Below are 15,789 nucleotides of genomic sequence, written 5' to 3'. Positions count from 1 at the left end.
TCTGATGACTAAAAGCTAGGGGTGAAAATATCGAGCGAGCATATACATTTTTACCCCTAGAAAGCCTTCTGGCTTCTTTCTTTCACCTTTTACGAGTGAAGAACCTATCACCGCAGGCAAAAGCTGAAGATTCTCTAGCATCAAGTTACTCAACACAGGTAAAGAAATATCTTTTGAAAACATTGTTTTTCCACGTCAAAAGCTTAAGGTATTAACAACCTTTACAGTATTGGCTTCCCTCACCACAACAGAAAACATGAAAACCTCTACTACTGAACGCCTTGAGCAACTCCCCTTCACCCGCAAACACGGCAAACTTTTGACGGTCTCCGGCATCGGCTGGGCACTGGACTCTATGGATGTCGGTCTCATCTCCTTCATCATGGCAGCCCTCATCGCCGAATGGCAGCTCACCCCACATCAGGCGTCCTGGCTAGGGTCAATAGGCTTTATGGGCATGGCACTGGGGGCAACCTTTGGCGGGCTACTCGCCGACAAGTTCGGCAGGCGTCATATCTTTGCGCTCACCCTGCTTATTTACGGGCTGGCGACCGGCGCATCCGCCCTCTCAACATCGCTCGTGATGCTATTGATTTTCCGTTTTGTGGTGGGGCTGGGTCTCGGCGCTGAGCTACCGGTGGCGTCCACTTTGATGTCAGAGTTTGCCCCGGCGCGTATTCGCGGACGCATCGTAGTTATTCTTGAAGGCTTTTGGGCTGTTGGCTGGATTGCGGCCGCGTGCATTGGCACCTTCGTGGTGACGGCATCGGATAACGGCTGGCGATGGGCGCTGGCAATCGGTATTTTACCGGCACTGTATTCACTGGTGATTCGCTGGGGCACGCCGGAGTCTGTGCGCTACCTTGAATCGCGAGGCGAACACGAGAAGGCACAGAAAATTTTCCGTAGCTTTGAGCAGTCCCCGGCGATGTTCGCCCCTTCTAAACCACGCGAACGTCAGGTAGCCTCTACACCTGCCCAGCATGAAGTTCAGGATGCGTCTTCACTCTGGTCAGCGGTGTTGCGGCGTCGTACTTTTGCGCTGTGGACCATGTGGTTCTGCATCAATCTCTCCTACTACGGCGCGTTTATCTGGATTCCCTCGCTTCTTCACGCGCAGGGGTTCACGCTGGTGAAATCATTTACGTTCACGCTATTAATGACGCTTGCCCAGCTACCGGGGTACGCAGTGTCCGCCTACCTCATTGAAAAGTGGGGACGCCGCTCTACCCTCGCAACCTTTTTGGTTGGATCTGCTCTTTCGGCGGGACTGTATGGTTTTGCGTCCTCGGAAACTCAGCTGATTATTGCCGGCTGCCTACTATCATTCTTCAATTTGGGCGCGTGGGGCGCGCTGTACGCCATTGGCCCGGAGCTTTACCCCACCCACTTGCGTGGACGCGGCACCGGAGCAGCCGCCGGTTTTGGCAGAATCGCGTCGATCATTGCCCCGCTGATCGTGCCGCCTATTCTCGCAGGCTGGGGCGCGAGCGCACTCTTTGCGGTGTTCGCTGCCGCTTTTATGATCGCAGCGGTGGTGGCTTTCACCCTTCCGGAGTTCCGCGGACGCGCGCTGGAGAACTAGGCACTGACCATTTCATGCCGAGGGGTCAATTTCAAGACAGGTTTTGAGAGAAAAGCTGTCTTAAAGTGGCCTCTCGGCACCTACATCTCAGAAAGGGGCGACCTTGTGCGTCGCGTTCTAGATTTTCTTGGAATTACAAAAAGTTCAGGAGGCTCTCCAGCTGCGAATGCCGCGATAGGTGGGTCCCTAGCTCTCATCGTGGTTCTCGCGGTGGTCTTTTTCCTGGCCTAACCGCCCTCTACCTACCCGCCGCAGCGAAATTGCAAGAGGGATGCGGCACGCGCGCCGATGCGCTTTAACGGGGCACCAACGTGTCCGAGGTTTTCGTCGCGCCAATGTTGCACTTACCCGAATGCCGACCAGAGTTCTGCAAACTCGGGTGCATTATCGGCAAGCCGGGCGTCCTGCCCGGTAGATGCCAACCACAGTGGCGGCAGAGTGTCTCCGATAAAATTTCGCAGACGATGCAGTGGCGAGAGATCAGCGCGCGCGGCTTCATCGGCTGGCAGTTCGCTCTCCCAAAAAGCTCCGTTAGGGTGGCGGTCTAGATGCAAGGCATCTAGTAGAGGCGAGGTCACCACAATGCCGTCAAAAAGTGCGCACCCGCGAGCATCCGCCTCGAGCGCAGAGATCAGTGCCGTGAGACCGCCAAAGGATGCGCCGCAGATGGTCAGCCGTCCGCGCGAATGCTCCCGCACTGCCTGTGCAACGGTTAAAACATCATTGATAGTGCGCATCTTTGATGCTCCTTGCCCCGCTCTATGCCAGTCTTCTCCTTTTCAGAACCACACCTGACCTGCGCAAACACCATAATTCCACCGGCTTTCGCCCAGGCGGGAAGGGTCGGTTCAGCATCCGGGGCATTTTCAATACCGAACCCGCCATACACCGTGAGTAGAAGAGGTGAATTATCGCGACGATGCTCAGGCGAAAAGGCAAGAATGTAGGGGATACTCTGACCATCATCAGAACGAACAGTGTGTTGCTCGTAGATGATCTCCCCTTCAGTATCTGTACATTGACTCTGAAGTTCTAAAGACTCCGAGTCCACGGATGCTAGGTTGCTGCCCCGCGATGCTTCAGCGAGAGTCAGCCATAGTCGACCACTCTCATCCGCAGAAAATCCCCGCAGCTTTACTCCCGTAGGAAGTTCGGCGATGAGCTGTGGATTTCGCCCGGGAAATAGAGCAAGGATGCGCGTACTCGGCCCGGTCTCGTCGCACTGTCGCACCGCGATGAAGATGTGTGAGTTGCTGGCGCAAGGAGCGCTCACTGCCAGGATTTTTCCGTCGGGTACAGGGTAGCTAAACCCCGCCAGATCCAGGAGGGAGCCACCCGAAACACTGAAAATTTTCTCCCCGGCCAGCCAGATTTTTTCACCATTTTTACTCACCAATAGCGGTTCTTGAGTGCGGGCGCGCAACTGCCCGGTGGCGTCCACTTCTGCTTCGATAATCGTGGTTTCACCGCCGCTCATACGTACCAGGCAGGGCTGAAGCGTGCCATCCACACGAACCTCGGTATAGCGCAGACGCTCCCCGCGAGCCGGCGGCGGCAAAAGAACCAATTCACCGGCAGAGCTGAGCGCCGGGGGTGCTAACGGCGACAGGGCGGCGGCAATAATTTCGCCCGCCATGTTCATGACGCTCAGCCTCTCATCAGCGGTATTGCGCAAGCAGATCAACACTCGGTGCTCAGATGCCAAAAGCCCGACAGCGCGCTGGTTGGGCAAGGATGCTAGTGTCGAGTTCACCTGAGCAACCAGCTCACCGGGATCACCCGCCAGAAGTTGTTCTTCCTGCCCTTGCCAGAGTTCAGAAGCAAACATACCTTCGGGGCGAAAGAGGTGAAAGTATTGGCCCTCCACCAGAACTGGTGCGCTCCACTGTTTGAGCCGAGAAAACCGACGAATCTCGCCTAAAAAGTTACTCATCGCCCCACCCCGTCGCGCTCATTCAGCGCAGTGTCAGGCGAAAACCAACCCAGATGCCCGCCGTCTTTAAGGGGCGTGGGCGCATCCACGAGTGTGCGCAAGCGCGGAGTGCCGTCTGCGGGCGGTTGTTATCCGCTTCAGTGGCACCTGCTGTGCGGGGAGGGATTCGACCTTCCCGCCGGCATCTATTCTTGCGACCCCGAAACCGGGGAGTTTTGCGCTCGTGCACGCCCCACTTCAACCGCGATCCTTCCACCCGAGCGTGCGCGAGTCGTCATCGCTGCTCTCCCCCGCAGGACGGCAGCACGCATCGTTACCGGCACCCTCTCGGGCAAAACGCACGTCATCCTCATCCCCATTGCCAAGATCGGCATGCGCATCCACGGCCTATCACCGCAACTCGTGGTCAAGGGGCTGGGATTGGTGTCCCGCGTTCTGCCCTCTGGTTCAACCGAAGCCAATGCGGGTGAACCCCAAGAAGGACGCGACGTCAAAAACCCGAAGACGTCACTTCCGCTGAAAGTACTGACCTTCTTAGGCGATCGCGCCAGCAAGAAGAACCAAGAACACCCTTCTCGCTAGGAAAAACCGTTCTTAAAAGTAAGGTGGGTCGGGAAGAAAAACTTCTCGGCCCACCTTAGGTTTATACATCTATTTATCGAGTAGGATCAAGCACTACCTTGATGCAACCATCATGCTTCTTCTGGAACATGTCATAGGCAGAAGCCGCCTGCGACAAGCCAACATGGTGGGTTGCTAGTTGCTCCACGCCCAAGACATCCTCATCCTGAAAGAGGATATCTGAGAGCTCATCCGTCCACTGACGAACATGGCACTGACCCATAGTCATGCGAATACCCTTATCAAACATCTTCATCATGGGCATGGGATCAGCGTTACCACCGTAAACACCGCTCAGCGAAACCGTGCCCGCACGGCGCACGCCATCGATTGCGCTCATCAGTGCAGCGGTGCGATCAATACCGGCTTTATTGATCAGCGGCTGAGCAACAACACCGGGCAACTTACCCACAGTGTTGATGACCTTCTCGCGCACAGGGTTGCCGTGAGCTTCCATACCCACCGCGTCCAGTACGGAATCAGCGCCGCGACCAGCGGTGAGGTCACGAATAGCGTCGCCAACGCTCTTTACCTCGCGCAGGTCGATAGTCTGCGCACCCCAGTCGCGCGCTAGTTCCAAACGCTCGTCCACAAGATCCACAACAATAATTTGTTCAGCATTGCCTTGCTGAATAGCTGAGCGCACCGCCAGCTGACCAACCGGGCCAGCGCCAATGATAGCTAAAGAACCACCCTTGGGAACATTCGCCCACTTCACACCCTGCCAAGCAGTAGGCAGGATATCTGAGAGGTAAAGCGCGCGTTCATCTGCAAAGCCTTCAGGTACCTTCACGGGGCCGAAGTCTGCGTGAGGTACGCGAACGTATTCTGCCTGCCCACCGGGAACTTCACCGTACATTTTGGAGAAGCCGAAGAGAGAGGCACCCTTGTCATACTTGGTATTTTGGGTAGTCTCACATTGGGCAAAGAAACCGCGAGAGCACATCCAGCATTTACCGCAAGAAATATTGAAGGGAACTACCACGCGGTCGCCGGGAACAAGGTTGGCGACCTGCGATCCGGTGTCTTCAACGATGCCCATGAACTCGTGGCCGAGCACATCGCCTTTGCCGAGGTAGGGGCCAAGCACGCCGTAGAGGTGCAAGTCTGAACCGCAGATTGCGGTGGAGGTGACGCGAATAATCGCATCCGTGGGATCTTGAATGGTGGGTTTAGGAACGTCGATGACTTCGACTTTCCCTGGTTCTTGCCAGGTTAAAGCACGCATGAGTACTCCTTGTTGATGTCTGTTTGTATTAACTGAAGACCAGGGGAAAGTAAAGATGTGAGCATTTCTCGCGCATTTATTTGTACGAGCGATCCTAATTATTTAAGTTTGCACATTTTTAACCACACGAATGCTTTCAGTACGCTTATTATCATCTCATAAGGGTGCTTATAGCATGACGCGTCTCCCCAGTAACCCGAGATTGACGAGTCAAAGCTCTTTCTATCCACCTATTCATTGTGCAATCGAGGAGAAATTTCATTACCCTTCCAGTCACAGGCTCAGCGGACCGAGCCATCACACACGTGGGAATCATTATTCCCGCACACAACGAAGCCGAAGACATCACACAGTGCCTCACCGCCATCGTTGCAGCGCGCAAAGATGCCCGCACAAAGTATCCGCATCTAAATGTTTCAATATGGTGCGTAGCTGATAACTGCACCGATGACACCGAGAACATCGTTCTAAAAAATTTCACCGACGTCGATAACCTGCACCTTCTTCAGGTGGATTTTCGCAAACCGGGGCTCACTCGCGACTACGGCATCCAACAGTTTTTTGCCTACGTTCACCGGTTCTCGTCGTGCCCGGCACATAACGCTTGGGTTGCCATGACGGATGCGGACACCGTTGTACCGCTCAACTGGTTAACCGACCAAATAACTGCCGCAAACAACGGCACTGACTGCGTGGTGGGCACAGTAGAACCACGCAAATCTGAGCTAGGAGATCAGGTCTACAATCTGTGGCGAGAGCGTCACGATTTCTGCGAAGGCCACAAGCATATTTTCGGCGCAAATTTGGGGGTGCGTGCATCTGCCTACCAACAGGTTGGCGGGTTCTTGCCCCTCTTACACTCTGAAGATTCCTCATTGGTGAAAGCTGTAGAGGATGCCGGGTTTGAGATGCTGAAGACCGACCGTATTCGCGCGGTAACTTCGGGTCGAGTACAAGGACGCGTGGTGCACGGTTTTAGCACCTACTTGGCTGATCTCATTGCCGAAAAAGCATCGCCAGCTAACGAGCCTCTCCCACCGACAGTTGCTGTTAGACGCCTCTTAAAGGCGCCCAGGGTGCCCTCTACTCACTGGTAGAGAACACCCTGTAATCTTTGGCTACCACCCCGCGAAGAAACCTTCTAAACGCACGGGTTCATCAAAGATCGTCCACTGCGCTTCTACGGTGAAAGTCGAGCATTTGCCACCTGCTGGGACCATCGCCGAGGACGCCACAAGAGGTGATGCGTCCTCGGTTTCCCTCCCTGCGCCCACCCAGGCAACAGAAGCGTTTGCTCGGCGGCTACGCCAGCGAGCACTATCTACCCGGGCGAATTTTTTACGGCCTGTGCTGTCTGTGAGCAGGGCATTGCCGTCGTGGTTTTCTACGCGGTAAATATCATTGAGGTTTTCCACGGTAGTAGCTTGCAAAAGATGCACACGAAGGCGAGCAGTGCCATGGTTGCCACCGGGCAAACCAGCCTCACCGTTTTTGAGGAGATGTACCCGCGGGTCTGCTGTGAACACCGTAGCTGCGCTTTCCACCCACGGCGCGATGATATGAACACCGGGTAGTGCAAGCCACCCCTCAATCACTGTTTCGAGCACACCCGGTTGCCAGAATTTCGCTTCTTCGGGGATAAGAATTTCGATGTCTGGGCGGGTAAATATCGTGTGCGAGGGACGCGCCATAGGGTGGGTAATACGTTGTGCCAGCATCACCGATTCCCAGTTCTTTTGGGCGATAGCTGCGGTGTCATCGGTAAACCGTTTACCCCAATCGTCCTCGGGGTGATCAGCCACCGCTAGCTCACTATGCCAGAATCTTGCCCCGCAGTTCCATGCGCGCCAGGCAAATTCCCAGTCCTCTCCCCCGTAACCGACCATGCTTTCGTCAAAGCCACCCACGCGGTGAAAGAAATCACGGGAGCAGGTGAGTACAGCAGAGATGATAAATCGCCAGGCGGAATCATCGGCCTTTGCAAGGTGATTGGTCTGTGCCCAGGCGTCCTGCAACCAGGCTGGCTCTTTGCCATCGCCGTGTACACGTGTGCCGACGACGAGCGCGTGTGGCTGATGCGCCAGCAAGGCAACCGCATGGCGCAGATAGTCGTGTCGCGGAACGGTATCGCCATCGATGAGAGCCAGAACGTCATGCGATGCCGCCTGCGCCCCGAGATTACGAACAGCAGCTGCTCTGAAACCCAGGTTGTCTTGACGAACAACTTTCACAGGAAAGCTCAGGTTGTCCGGCACCGGCGGGGTATCAGCAGAGCCATCATCGGCGACAATACATTCGATCTTGCCGGCATAATCCTGGTGTTCAAGTGCTCTGAAAATGGCGGTGAGGCCGTCAGGGTTTTCAAAGTAGGGAACTACAACGCTCACGCTTGGCCAGTTTCTCGGTTCACGTTCTACCAGCGTGTGCGGGTCTTGCTCAGGAAAAATCCCTGATGCCCATGCGCGTTCGTAGCCTTGGGCAACATGAGCCCAGGTCCAGTTGGTGGGGGCTTCTAAACGTTGTGAAAAATCAACGGGTAGGTTCTTAATGACGCGTGCCCACTCATCGTTGGGAACCAGGGTGATGAAATCGCCCCAGATTTTCGCTAGCTCACGCGAATACGTGTTGTCTGAAACCAGCACGCGTCGTCCTAAGCTGATCCATTTCATCAGTGAGCCCGAGGCAGAGAAATGGCGGTGTGCACACACTGGAATTTGAGTGCGCAGCATCTGCTCTTCTAATTCAGGTTCGCTGAGGTAGCCGGTGACTTCAAAACCGGCCCCGGCGTTTTGCGCTGTTGCTTCTAACTTTTCGAGCAACCAGTCATAGCCTTCTGAGATCTTGCCTAAGGCTCGCACGTTAGCGTTAACACCGTTCAGCGATTCCAGTAATTCTTGATGCCCTTTACCGGGGTAGAGAAAACCCATGACACTAATATCTAGTGGCTGCTCAGTGAGCGGCTTTGCCCGGTAGTTGCCTTGAGTTTCAACGGCGGCAAGCGGTAGGGGAAGAACTAGCGGGTACACAGCTTTTCGGCAGTGCCGTCTGAAAAAAGCTGCTTCATGTTCGGAATTAACCACCAAAACATCGGCGCGCTCACCTAACTCAACGTAGGCGCGAGTGCGAGAGGCAAACCTCTCTTCACCCTCTTGTACCTGCGGCACATCGTGAAAAGAGATGCTTAGGTAAAACTGTTCACCCAGGCGATGCATGAGTTGTACAGCCCGCGCCGGGGTGTCGCCTAGTAGATGGTCGGTGAAACAGATGTGAACGCTCTGCGTTTCAAGAGTCAAAGGCAACGCTCTTTCAAGGTCTTGCCAGGACTCAAAGCATAAGGGTTCTACATTCAGTGCATCGCACAGCTGAAGTGCGTAGGTCACTACACCGTGTTCAGCGGGGCCGACGACGATGTGCTGAGGAGAATTCTTCACTTATTGCTTTCTTGCGGTAATGCGGGAACGTCGTACCCCAAGTAGCTCAGGAGTGCGCGGTGACGGGTGAGGGCAGCGTCAATGATTTCCGGGTGTTTCTTGTAAAACGCCAGTTGTTCGGTGCGGATTTTATCCTCCGGAATAACCTCGCCGTTGAGAGTCCACTGATCGCGACGCTCATTGATCTCAAAGAAGGCGGCAGCGTGCGGGTCGATGGGCGATTGTAGATTTCCCAGGAGTTCGTGGTCAGCTCCGACAGCTGACACTGCCGCATCTGAAATCTGCGGGTCGATAGCTTTGAGGACGCGCTGAGCTAGCGTCGTCAATGTGCTGTTATCGGGGTGGTTGAGAATATGCCAGACCGGGTTATGAGCCAGAACGTCAGAGATTCGTACACAACCGTGGGCGTCCTCTCGGCTTGCGAGCTGACGGATGCTCTGCTGTGCGCAGGCAAGGTAGTCGACCGGTCGAGTCTTTTCTATACCGGCAACCTCGGCAATAAGAGTCAGGTCGTGATAGGGCACCACCGGCGGGTTGAGTGAGGGGTCCTGCGGTGAACGCACGATCGCGATGGCGGGGTTCAAACCGTTAAAGCGTAGAACGGGAAATTTAATCACTCGGGCGTCTTGCGGCAGCAATTGCGTTAGTTGCTGAGTACCGCTGGGTAAGTCACGATAGTTATCGCGGATAGGTTGAGAAATCAACACATCGGTTTGAGCAAGAGTAGCGCCAACATAGCGCATATCGTCTGCTGTCCATTCGTGAACAGGCGGAATGCGGTAGGAACTCACAGCACCCGATGAGTCAAGAAGGATGCGCAAGGATTCTGCCTGACAGTTACCGACAACGGCGACGCGGGGCAGGTGGGCAGAATCTTCAGGTGAATTTACGTGTTTGAGGCGATAGAACTCACCGTAGTGGTGGTGCCGTCCGGTTATTGTTTCCTCGGCAGGAGGCAAAACAGCTTCTGTACGCTCTTGTTGTTTCATTGTGCCTTCCCTAGCCACGACGCGAAAATAAGGTGAGGGGTGAAAACATCACCGTCCTCTAATAAGCATACTTAACTCTTGCCGTAAGATAGCCGTAGAACCCTGATAAAGAGTATGTACTTCTGGCAACAGCGGGGTAACGTTCTTGGAAAGGAACTCTGCGTGGCAGTTTTATCTATACCCTCCCAGCACCCTTACGTGCGCTCAATTTACCCCCGCCTCACTGTACATGATGTAAAGGTATTAGACGATCCGCTCTTAGACCCGCAGGAGCCCGCGCGGTGGTGGCCGCATCCCGCTTTCACACCGCAGTGGTGGCAACAAGATACCGCCGACACTTCTTGGCAGGATAAACAGTCCATCGATACGGTGCATGTTCACTTTGGATTCGAACACCTCAGCGTGCAAGAAACCCGCGAATTTGTGGCAGAACTTCGCCGCCGTCGCATCCCACTGATTATTACTGTGCACGATATCGACAACCCGCACCTCAACGATCAAAGTTCTTACCACCAGCAGTTGAGGGTATTGCTTGAGGACGCCGCACGCATCCTCACCCTTACCCCTCTAGCATCTCAGCGACTTACCCAGGAATTTAACGTCGACCCTGCCCGTATTCAGGTGGTCGCGCACCCCCAAGTTGTCCCTGCCGAGACCACCGTACAGCCCGCACATCCACCCGTGCAGGTGGGTACTTTTCTTAAATCCGTGCGCTCTAACGTAGTTAGTGATTTTCAGTTCTACAAGGATGCCGCCGCGCAGTGCGCACAGCAAGGTCAGCGTCTGAGCGTCTTTATTCATCAAGATCAACAAGACACTGAACTATTCAAACAGTTAGAGAACTGCGCAGATATTGATCTACGAGCGCACGATGAATTTTCCGACGACCAGCTCTTTGCTGCAATCGCCAGCTGCCAGGCTGTCTTGCTCCCCTATCAGGGAGGCACGCACTCCGGATGGATGGAAATGTGCCGCGACCTTTCCGTACCCGTAGCAGTGCCTGATTGCGGTTGTTTTAGTGGGCAGGCAGATTCTGCGGACGCGGTTGCCACCTACCCCACGGGAGATGGCAATCTAGCCGGTAAAGCAGCATCGAACCTAGCTGCCCGCGGACATATTCCCTACCAAGGCAATCGAGCGCACCAGCTTAAGAACGCAGTTTCCCTTCACCACCAAATGGCTGAGGAATTGAGTGGTCAAAAGTTCAATATCGCCTTCGTAGCACCTAACAGGTTTCCGATTGTGGAGCCCTATGCTGGCGGGTTAGAGGCATTTTGTGCCAGCACGGTGCGTGCGCTGAGGGAGTTTGGGCATCGCGTTGATTTTTACGCCGCTCAAGGTTCAGCGGGAAACACCAAAAATTTTGAGTTTTCGGGCATCGACTGGACTGGTTACGAGCATCAAATGACCGACCACACCTACCCGCCCGGTGAACGAGAGAAAGAGGACGCCGAATTTCGCGTCCTCCGCCAGCGGTTAGAAAAAGACCTAGCCAACGGGATTATTGACCTGGTCTACAACAACTCGCTACACCCCGAGTTCTTCGGTAGCGCCTTGCATCCACGGCTCATCACCACCTTGCACACTCCTGCCTTCGAAGAAATGCAAGAAGGCATTGCACAGGCGGTCAGTCAGCACGGCGCAACCGGTGCCGGTGTTTTCACGGCGGTCAGCCAGGCAAGCGCATCCACCTGGGGTTTGCCTGCTCCCGCGCACATTATCCCTAACAGCATGAACGAAAACCTATGGACGCCCGGCCCCGGTGGACAAAGAGCCGTATGGTTTGGTCGAGTGGTACCCGAAAAAGGCCCACACCTAGCGATTGACGCCGCGCGTCAAGCCGGTCTAAGCATCACTGTCATTGGCAGAGTCGGAGATCCCGAATATTTCGACGCTGAGATTTCTCCGCGACTAGGTACTGATGTCGAGATGGTTTCTGAGTGTAGTCAGCAGGAACTGCGCACCCAAGTAGGTAAGGCGGCAATCTGCTTTGTTACTCCGCAATGGGATGAGCCCTTCGGCATGGTGGTCATTGAGGCGCTAGCATGCGGAACCCCAGTAGTTGCCTTTGCTCGCGGTGGCATTCCCGAAATTCTGGCAGATTACCCTCAGCTTTTAGTAAGCCCAGCCGAGGGTGCTACCGGGTTAGCCAACGCGGTACCTCGTGCTTTAGAGCTGAGTCGCGCTGAATTATCCCGCTGGGCACACAGCACCTTTGGCAGTAAAGAACTCGCCAAACGCTACACCAATCTCTTTAGCCAGACGGTCGGTGAAGTACTGTGAACATTACCGTGGGAATGTATGCGCATCATCAGGGAGCCGGGCACCTGCAACGTTGCCGAGCGATTGCTGAGCATCTGAACGCGCAGGTCACTATTTTGTCGTCACTGCCCGATGCGGACATCGGCCTGCCCTTAGATACCGCCCCTGAGATTGAAAACTACGCCGAGTTCACAGCGGACAATACTTTGCACTGGGTGCCATTGCACGTGGATGGGTTAAGACAGCGAATGGCGTTGATTGCCCAGTGGATTCAGATCAACAAACCCGATGTTTTCTTTGTTGATGTCTCCGTTGAAGTCGCTCAGTTTGTCAGGCTCATGGGAGTGCCGGTGATTACTATTGCCATGCCCGGTGAACGCACCGATACACCACATCAGACCATGTATGCCCAAGCCACAGCATTAATTGCGGCATGTCCTTCTGATGCTCCCGTGCCTGCACACCTGCAAGGTTTTGCGGATAAACTCTATGCAGTCGGTGGCATCTCTCGCTTTGAAGCCCAAGAATCGTTGACCAGTGAAAGCCCCTATACAGAACAACCTAAAAAGATGCAGGCTGTAGTTCTTCAAGGACGCGGCGGAACAGCGTGGACGCAAGACTACTGGGACGCGGTGGCACTCGCCTGCCCTAGCTGGAACTTCACGGTACTTGGCGGAAACAACCGGGTGGAGAATCCGATGCCCTATCTCACGCACGCCGACGTCGTGATCAGCGCATCCGGGCAAAATTCGGTAGCCGACATAGCTCTGGCGGGAACGTCAGCGATTTTTATCCCGCAAGAGCGGGCATTCGGTGAGCAGCGGGCAACAGCCCGGGTTCTTGAAAACCTGGGGTTAGCTACCGTCGTGTGGGATTTACCGCAGGAGAACACCTGGGCAGGAATCTTAGAACAAGCCTGCAAGAAACCGGCACAGTGGAACCGCTGGCAGGTGGTCGGTGCAGCCCAGCGCGCCGCGCGCATCATTGAAGAAAAGGCAGGAAAAACATGGTGAGTCTCGTAACCCTGGCTGATGCCGCGCGTCATCAACGCATTCAGAACCAGCATGTAGCATTGACACAATCAGCCCCGGATATTTCTCACGGCCTGGTGGTGCTCAAACACGAAGAATTCTCCGTTGACGGTGTTCAAACCATTGCGCATTTGAGCGACGACAAGCCGCTGCTCGCCCACGCGCGCAACGCGGCAGGAGACTGGGCCGCCCAAAACTCTGACGATGAAATCATCATTTTTCTAGATGCTGACTGCCTACCGGGAAAACACCTGATTGAGCGGTATGTGCAGGCACTAGATGAACACCCGCACGCGGTGGTCACCGGCCCTGTGACCTATCTAGAAGCTCAGGACTCTACAGAGCAACAGGTAGCAAAGTACTGCGCCAGCCCTGCCACTTTGGACGCCGTGACCAGCCCGCATCCGGCACGTCCGTACCCCGAAGAGGGCACCATGTTCGCGGCCACCCCCGACCAGTACAACGTCTTTTGGTCACTCACTTTCGCCCTTCGAGCTAGCACATGGAAGAAAATCCGTGCCAAGTGGGGCGGATTCGATGAAGACTTCAAAGGCTACGGTGGCGAAGACACCGATTTTGGGTGGAAGCTACGCGAGCACGATGTTGAGCTGTGGTGGGTTGGCGGTGCGCACGCCTACCACGTGTGGCACCCCGTCTCATCGCCACCCTGGGAAAACCTGACAGATATTGTTGCCAATGCCAACACCTTCTATGAGAAATGGGGGCAGTGGGCCATGCTTGACTGGCTCAAAGAATTTGAAGCTGCCGGTGCGGTACGGCGCGTGAAAGACCGGTGGGAACTGGTCTAATCGTGGGCAGAGAGCTTTCACCGTTCAACGGCGAAAGTGCACTTTAACCCCGATTTTCAGTAAAAACCAGGGGGTTAAAGTGCACTCTCGGCGAATGTAAATTCCTAGAACTAGCTATCCGGGTACAGCGCCTTGCTGATGGTGGTGACGGTGTCGAGGGTGCCCCAGGTTCCCGGCAAGGTGTCTGAGGACGGGATTGCCACCAGGCGGTCATCCTGCACTGCTTTGACGCCGCTCAGGTTCTTCTTTAACCACTCGCGAGTGGTCTTTTCATGTTCCTCGCTGGTGGTGGTGAATACAATGACATCCGGATTCTTCTTCAGCAGTTCTTCGCGTGACACTTCAGCAGCAAAGAAGTCTTTGAAGCCGGAATCTTCAGGATTAAAGACATTCTGCGCACCGGCGGCTTCAGCCATGCTGTGCTCAACACCAGCGCCGATAGCCGTCAGAGTGTCACCCTCAATATAGAGCTGCGCCAGGGTCTGCTTCTCTTTTCCCTCAGAACGCTTCTTAGCCTCATCCAGCTGAGCCTGAGCCTGCTCGGACAGCTTCTTCGCCTCGTCCTCCTTGCCCAGAATCTTGCCGTATGCCTCAATGTCAGTCAGCAAATCGCTCACCTTCGCGGTGGAGCGGTTATTAAAGCAGCCAGCTTCTGCAACGTAAGACGCCGCACCCGCTTCTTTCAGCTGATCCTGGGTTGCATACCCCTGTTCAGCGGTGAACTCGTAGGTGGTGGGTGAAAGAACAAGATCAGGGTTGAGTTTGAGCAAATCCTCGCGGGAGGGCGGCGCATCCTCACTGATCACCTGCGGGTTATGGCCTTGGCTAGTCAGTGACTCTGGCAGTTCTTTGCCGTTGGTCTGGGGCAACACCGATTACCTTATCGCCGGCGCCCAAACGCGCCATGAGATCAGCCTGTCCGGGGTTCAGCGCCACAATGCGCTCGGGATTAGTGGCAAAGTCCACCGGCTCACCGCAGTTTTCAAGCGAAACATTCTGCGACTGCGAGCTCTGCGCGGTGTTTTCGGTAACGGACTGCCCACAGCCGGTCAGCGCTACCAAGCCAGCAAGTGCCAAGGATGCGTAAAAAGTAGTGGCACGCGTGTGCTTCATGGAATCTCGTTTGAGGGTTATAAGTGAGTGTGTCGTCTAAATGAGAGAGTGTGCCCGCCTCGCGGATCATCGAGTGCTACGGATTCCACGCCCAGCACCTCATCCACGAGGTCGGGCACAAGGACGCTGGTTGCCGGGCCGTGCGCGACCGGCTTGCCCGCTTGGAGGACGGCTACCCGGTCACAGTAGGCAAGAGCGAGGTTGACGTCGTGCAGGGCAGCCAGGGTGGTTCCACCGCGTGCGGTGACCAGGTGCAGAAGTTCGTGCTGAAAGCCCAAATCGGCGTGGTTAGTGGGTTCATCCAGAATCAGAACGGGCTTTCCTGCGCCAAAACACGCGCCAGCAAGATTCTCTGCTTCTCACCGCCAGATAGCGATGAAAACGTGCGGTCAGCGAATTTCTGCGCACTCACTTCTACGAGCGCGGTTTCGACAATCTCAATATCTCGGGGGGAATCCGCACCAAATCCGCGCTGGTGGGGCACGCGTCCTAGCATCGCCACTTCGCGTCCGGTCAGCGGAAAGTCGGAGCTGATTTCCTGCGCCATCACAGCGATACGTCGTGCGACCTCTACTGAACTGAGGGACGCCACGTCCTTCCCGTCGGCGAACACTGCGCCCTGTGTGGGCGGCTGTACGCGGTAGGCGGTCTTGAGCAGGGTGGACTTACCACTGCCATTCGAACCGATGAGTCCGGTGACGGTGCCGGGTTCAACACGCAGGCTCACGTTATCAAGGATGCGACGTTGCCCCATGTCAACGATTATATTTTTGAATTCTAAGTTCAT

The 15,789-nt window shown here is 55.2% G+C and carries 15 protein-coding genes; 6 read left to right on the top strand and 9 right to left on the bottom strand.

The annotated features are described in order from the left end of the window. Positions 1–256: 256 nt before the first annotated feature. Positions 257–1,585, top strand: coding sequence for an MFS transporter (locus tag HF984_RS04270; RefSeq protein ID WP_168614442.1), 1,329 nt, complete (start codon positions 257–259; stop codon positions 1,583–1,585). 344 nt (positions 1,586–1,929) lie between these two features. On the opposite strand, the gene HF984_RS04265 is transcribed toward HF984_RS04270, so the two are convergent. Beyond that, positions 1,930–2,322 carry an alpha/beta hydrolase fold domain-containing protein gene (locus HF984_RS04265; RefSeq protein WP_168614441.1) on the bottom strand — a complete coding sequence of 131 codons (393 nt, stop codon included), beginning with the start codon at positions 2,320–2,322 and terminating at the stop codon, positions 1,930–1,932. Then, positions 2,298–3,518, bottom strand: coding sequence for a hypothetical protein (locus HF984_RS04260; protein WP_168614440.1), 1,221 nt, complete (start codon positions 3,516–3,518; stop codon positions 2,298–2,300). The genes HF984_RS04265 and HF984_RS04260 overlap by 25 nt, the downstream gene beginning before the upstream one ends. Before the next feature lie 75 nt (positions 3,519–3,593). On the opposite strand from HF984_RS04260, the gene HF984_RS04255 reads away from it, so the two are divergent. After that, positions 3,594–4,100, top strand: coding sequence for a nitroreductase family protein (locus HF984_RS04255; protein WP_168614439.1), 507 nt, complete (start codon positions 3,594–3,596; stop codon positions 4,098–4,100). 73 nt (positions 4,101–4,173) lie between these two features. Here the strand turns inward: HF984_RS04255 and HF984_RS04250 are convergent, their stop codons facing one another. After that, positions 4,174–5,367 (bottom strand): zinc-dependent alcohol dehydrogenase, encoded by a 1,194-nt coding sequence (locus HF984_RS04250; RefSeq protein ID WP_168614438.1) that lies wholly within the window; start codon positions 5,365–5,367, stop codon positions 4,174–4,176. A 305-nt stretch (positions 5,368–5,672) separates the two neighbouring features. Here HF984_RS04250 and HF984_RS04245 point away from each other — a divergent pair, with 305 nt between their 5' ends. Beyond that, positions 5,673–6,464, top strand: a complete 792-nt coding sequence (locus HF984_RS04245) for a glycosyltransferase (RefSeq protein WP_168614437.1) — start codon at positions 5,673–5,675, stop codon at positions 6,462–6,464. A gap of 21 nt (positions 6,465–6,485) precedes the next feature. Here HF984_RS04245 and HF984_RS04240 read toward each other — a convergent pair whose 3' ends face one another. Then, positions 6,486–8,798 carry a glycosyltransferase gene (locus tag HF984_RS04240; protein WP_168614436.1) on the bottom strand — a complete coding sequence of 771 codons (2,313 nt, stop codon included), beginning with the start codon at positions 8,796–8,798 and terminating at the stop codon, positions 6,486–6,488. Continuing rightward, positions 8,795–9,787, bottom strand: coding sequence for a WcbI family polysaccharide biosynthesis putative acetyltransferase (locus tag HF984_RS04235; RefSeq protein WP_210729570.1), 993 nt, complete (start codon positions 9,785–9,787; stop codon positions 8,795–8,797). Before HF984_RS04235 ends, HF984_RS04240 begins: the two co-directional genes overlap by 4 nt. Before the next feature lie 162 nt (positions 9,788–9,949). On the opposite strand from HF984_RS04235, the gene HF984_RS04230 reads away from it, so the two are divergent. From HF984_RS04230 to HF984_RS04220, 3 genes are read left to right on the top strand one after another with little or no spacing between them, the layout of a single operon-like run. Next, complete coding sequence (locus HF984_RS04230) at positions 9,950–12,070, top strand: glycosyltransferase (RefSeq protein WP_168614435.1); 2,121 nt, start codon at positions 9,950–9,952, stop codon at positions 12,068–12,070. Next, positions 12,067–13,062: a glycosyltransferase gene (locus HF984_RS11835; RefSeq protein WP_210729569.1), complete on the top strand. Its 996-nt coding sequence runs from the start codon at positions 12,067–12,069 to the stop codon at positions 13,060–13,062. The genes HF984_RS04230 and HF984_RS11835 overlap by 4 nt, the downstream gene beginning before the upstream one ends. Next, positions 13,056–13,889, top strand: coding sequence for a glycosyltransferase family 2 protein (locus tag HF984_RS04220; RefSeq protein ID WP_168614434.1), 834 nt, complete (start codon positions 13,056–13,058; stop codon positions 13,887–13,889). The genes HF984_RS11835 and HF984_RS04220 overlap by 7 nt, the downstream gene beginning before the upstream one ends. A gap of 110 nt (positions 13,890–13,999) precedes the next feature. Here the strand turns inward: HF984_RS04220 and HF984_RS04215 are convergent, their stop codons facing one another. The 4 genes from HF984_RS04215 to HF984_RS04200 are packed head-to-tail and all read right to left on the bottom strand — an operon-like array spanning position 14,000 to position 15,789. Then, on the bottom strand, positions 14,000–14,761 hold the full coding sequence (locus tag HF984_RS04215; protein ID WP_168614433.1) for an ABC transporter substrate-binding protein: 762 nt from the start codon (positions 14,759–14,761) through the stop codon (positions 14,000–14,002). Beyond that, the gene (locus tag HF984_RS04210) at positions 14,715–15,002 is read right to left on the bottom strand and encodes an ABC transporter substrate-binding protein (protein ID WP_168614432.1); all 288 of its coding nucleotides are present in this window, start codon (positions 15,000–15,002) and stop codon (positions 14,715–14,717) included. Before HF984_RS04210 ends, HF984_RS04215 begins: the two co-directional genes overlap by 47 nt. 17 nt (positions 15,003–15,019) lie before the next feature. Beyond that, on the bottom strand, positions 15,020–15,280 hold the full coding sequence (locus HF984_RS04205; RefSeq protein ID WP_168614431.1) for an ATP-binding cassette domain-containing protein: 261 nt from the start codon (positions 15,278–15,280) through the stop codon (positions 15,020–15,022). Between the two features lie 29 nt (positions 15,281–15,309). Next, positions 15,310–15,789 carry an ABC transporter ATP-binding protein gene (locus HF984_RS04200; protein WP_168614430.1) on the bottom strand — a complete coding sequence of 160 codons (480 nt, stop codon included), beginning with the start codon at positions 15,787–15,789 and terminating at the stop codon, positions 15,310–15,312.

It is taken from the genome of Rothia terrae, assembly GCF_012396615.1.
Lineage (GTDB): Bacteria > Actinomycetota > Actinomycetes > Actinomycetales > Micrococcaceae > Rothia > Rothia terrae.
Note: the sequence above shows the minus strand (reverse complement) of the source record. Positions and strands in the feature narration are given on the sequence as shown.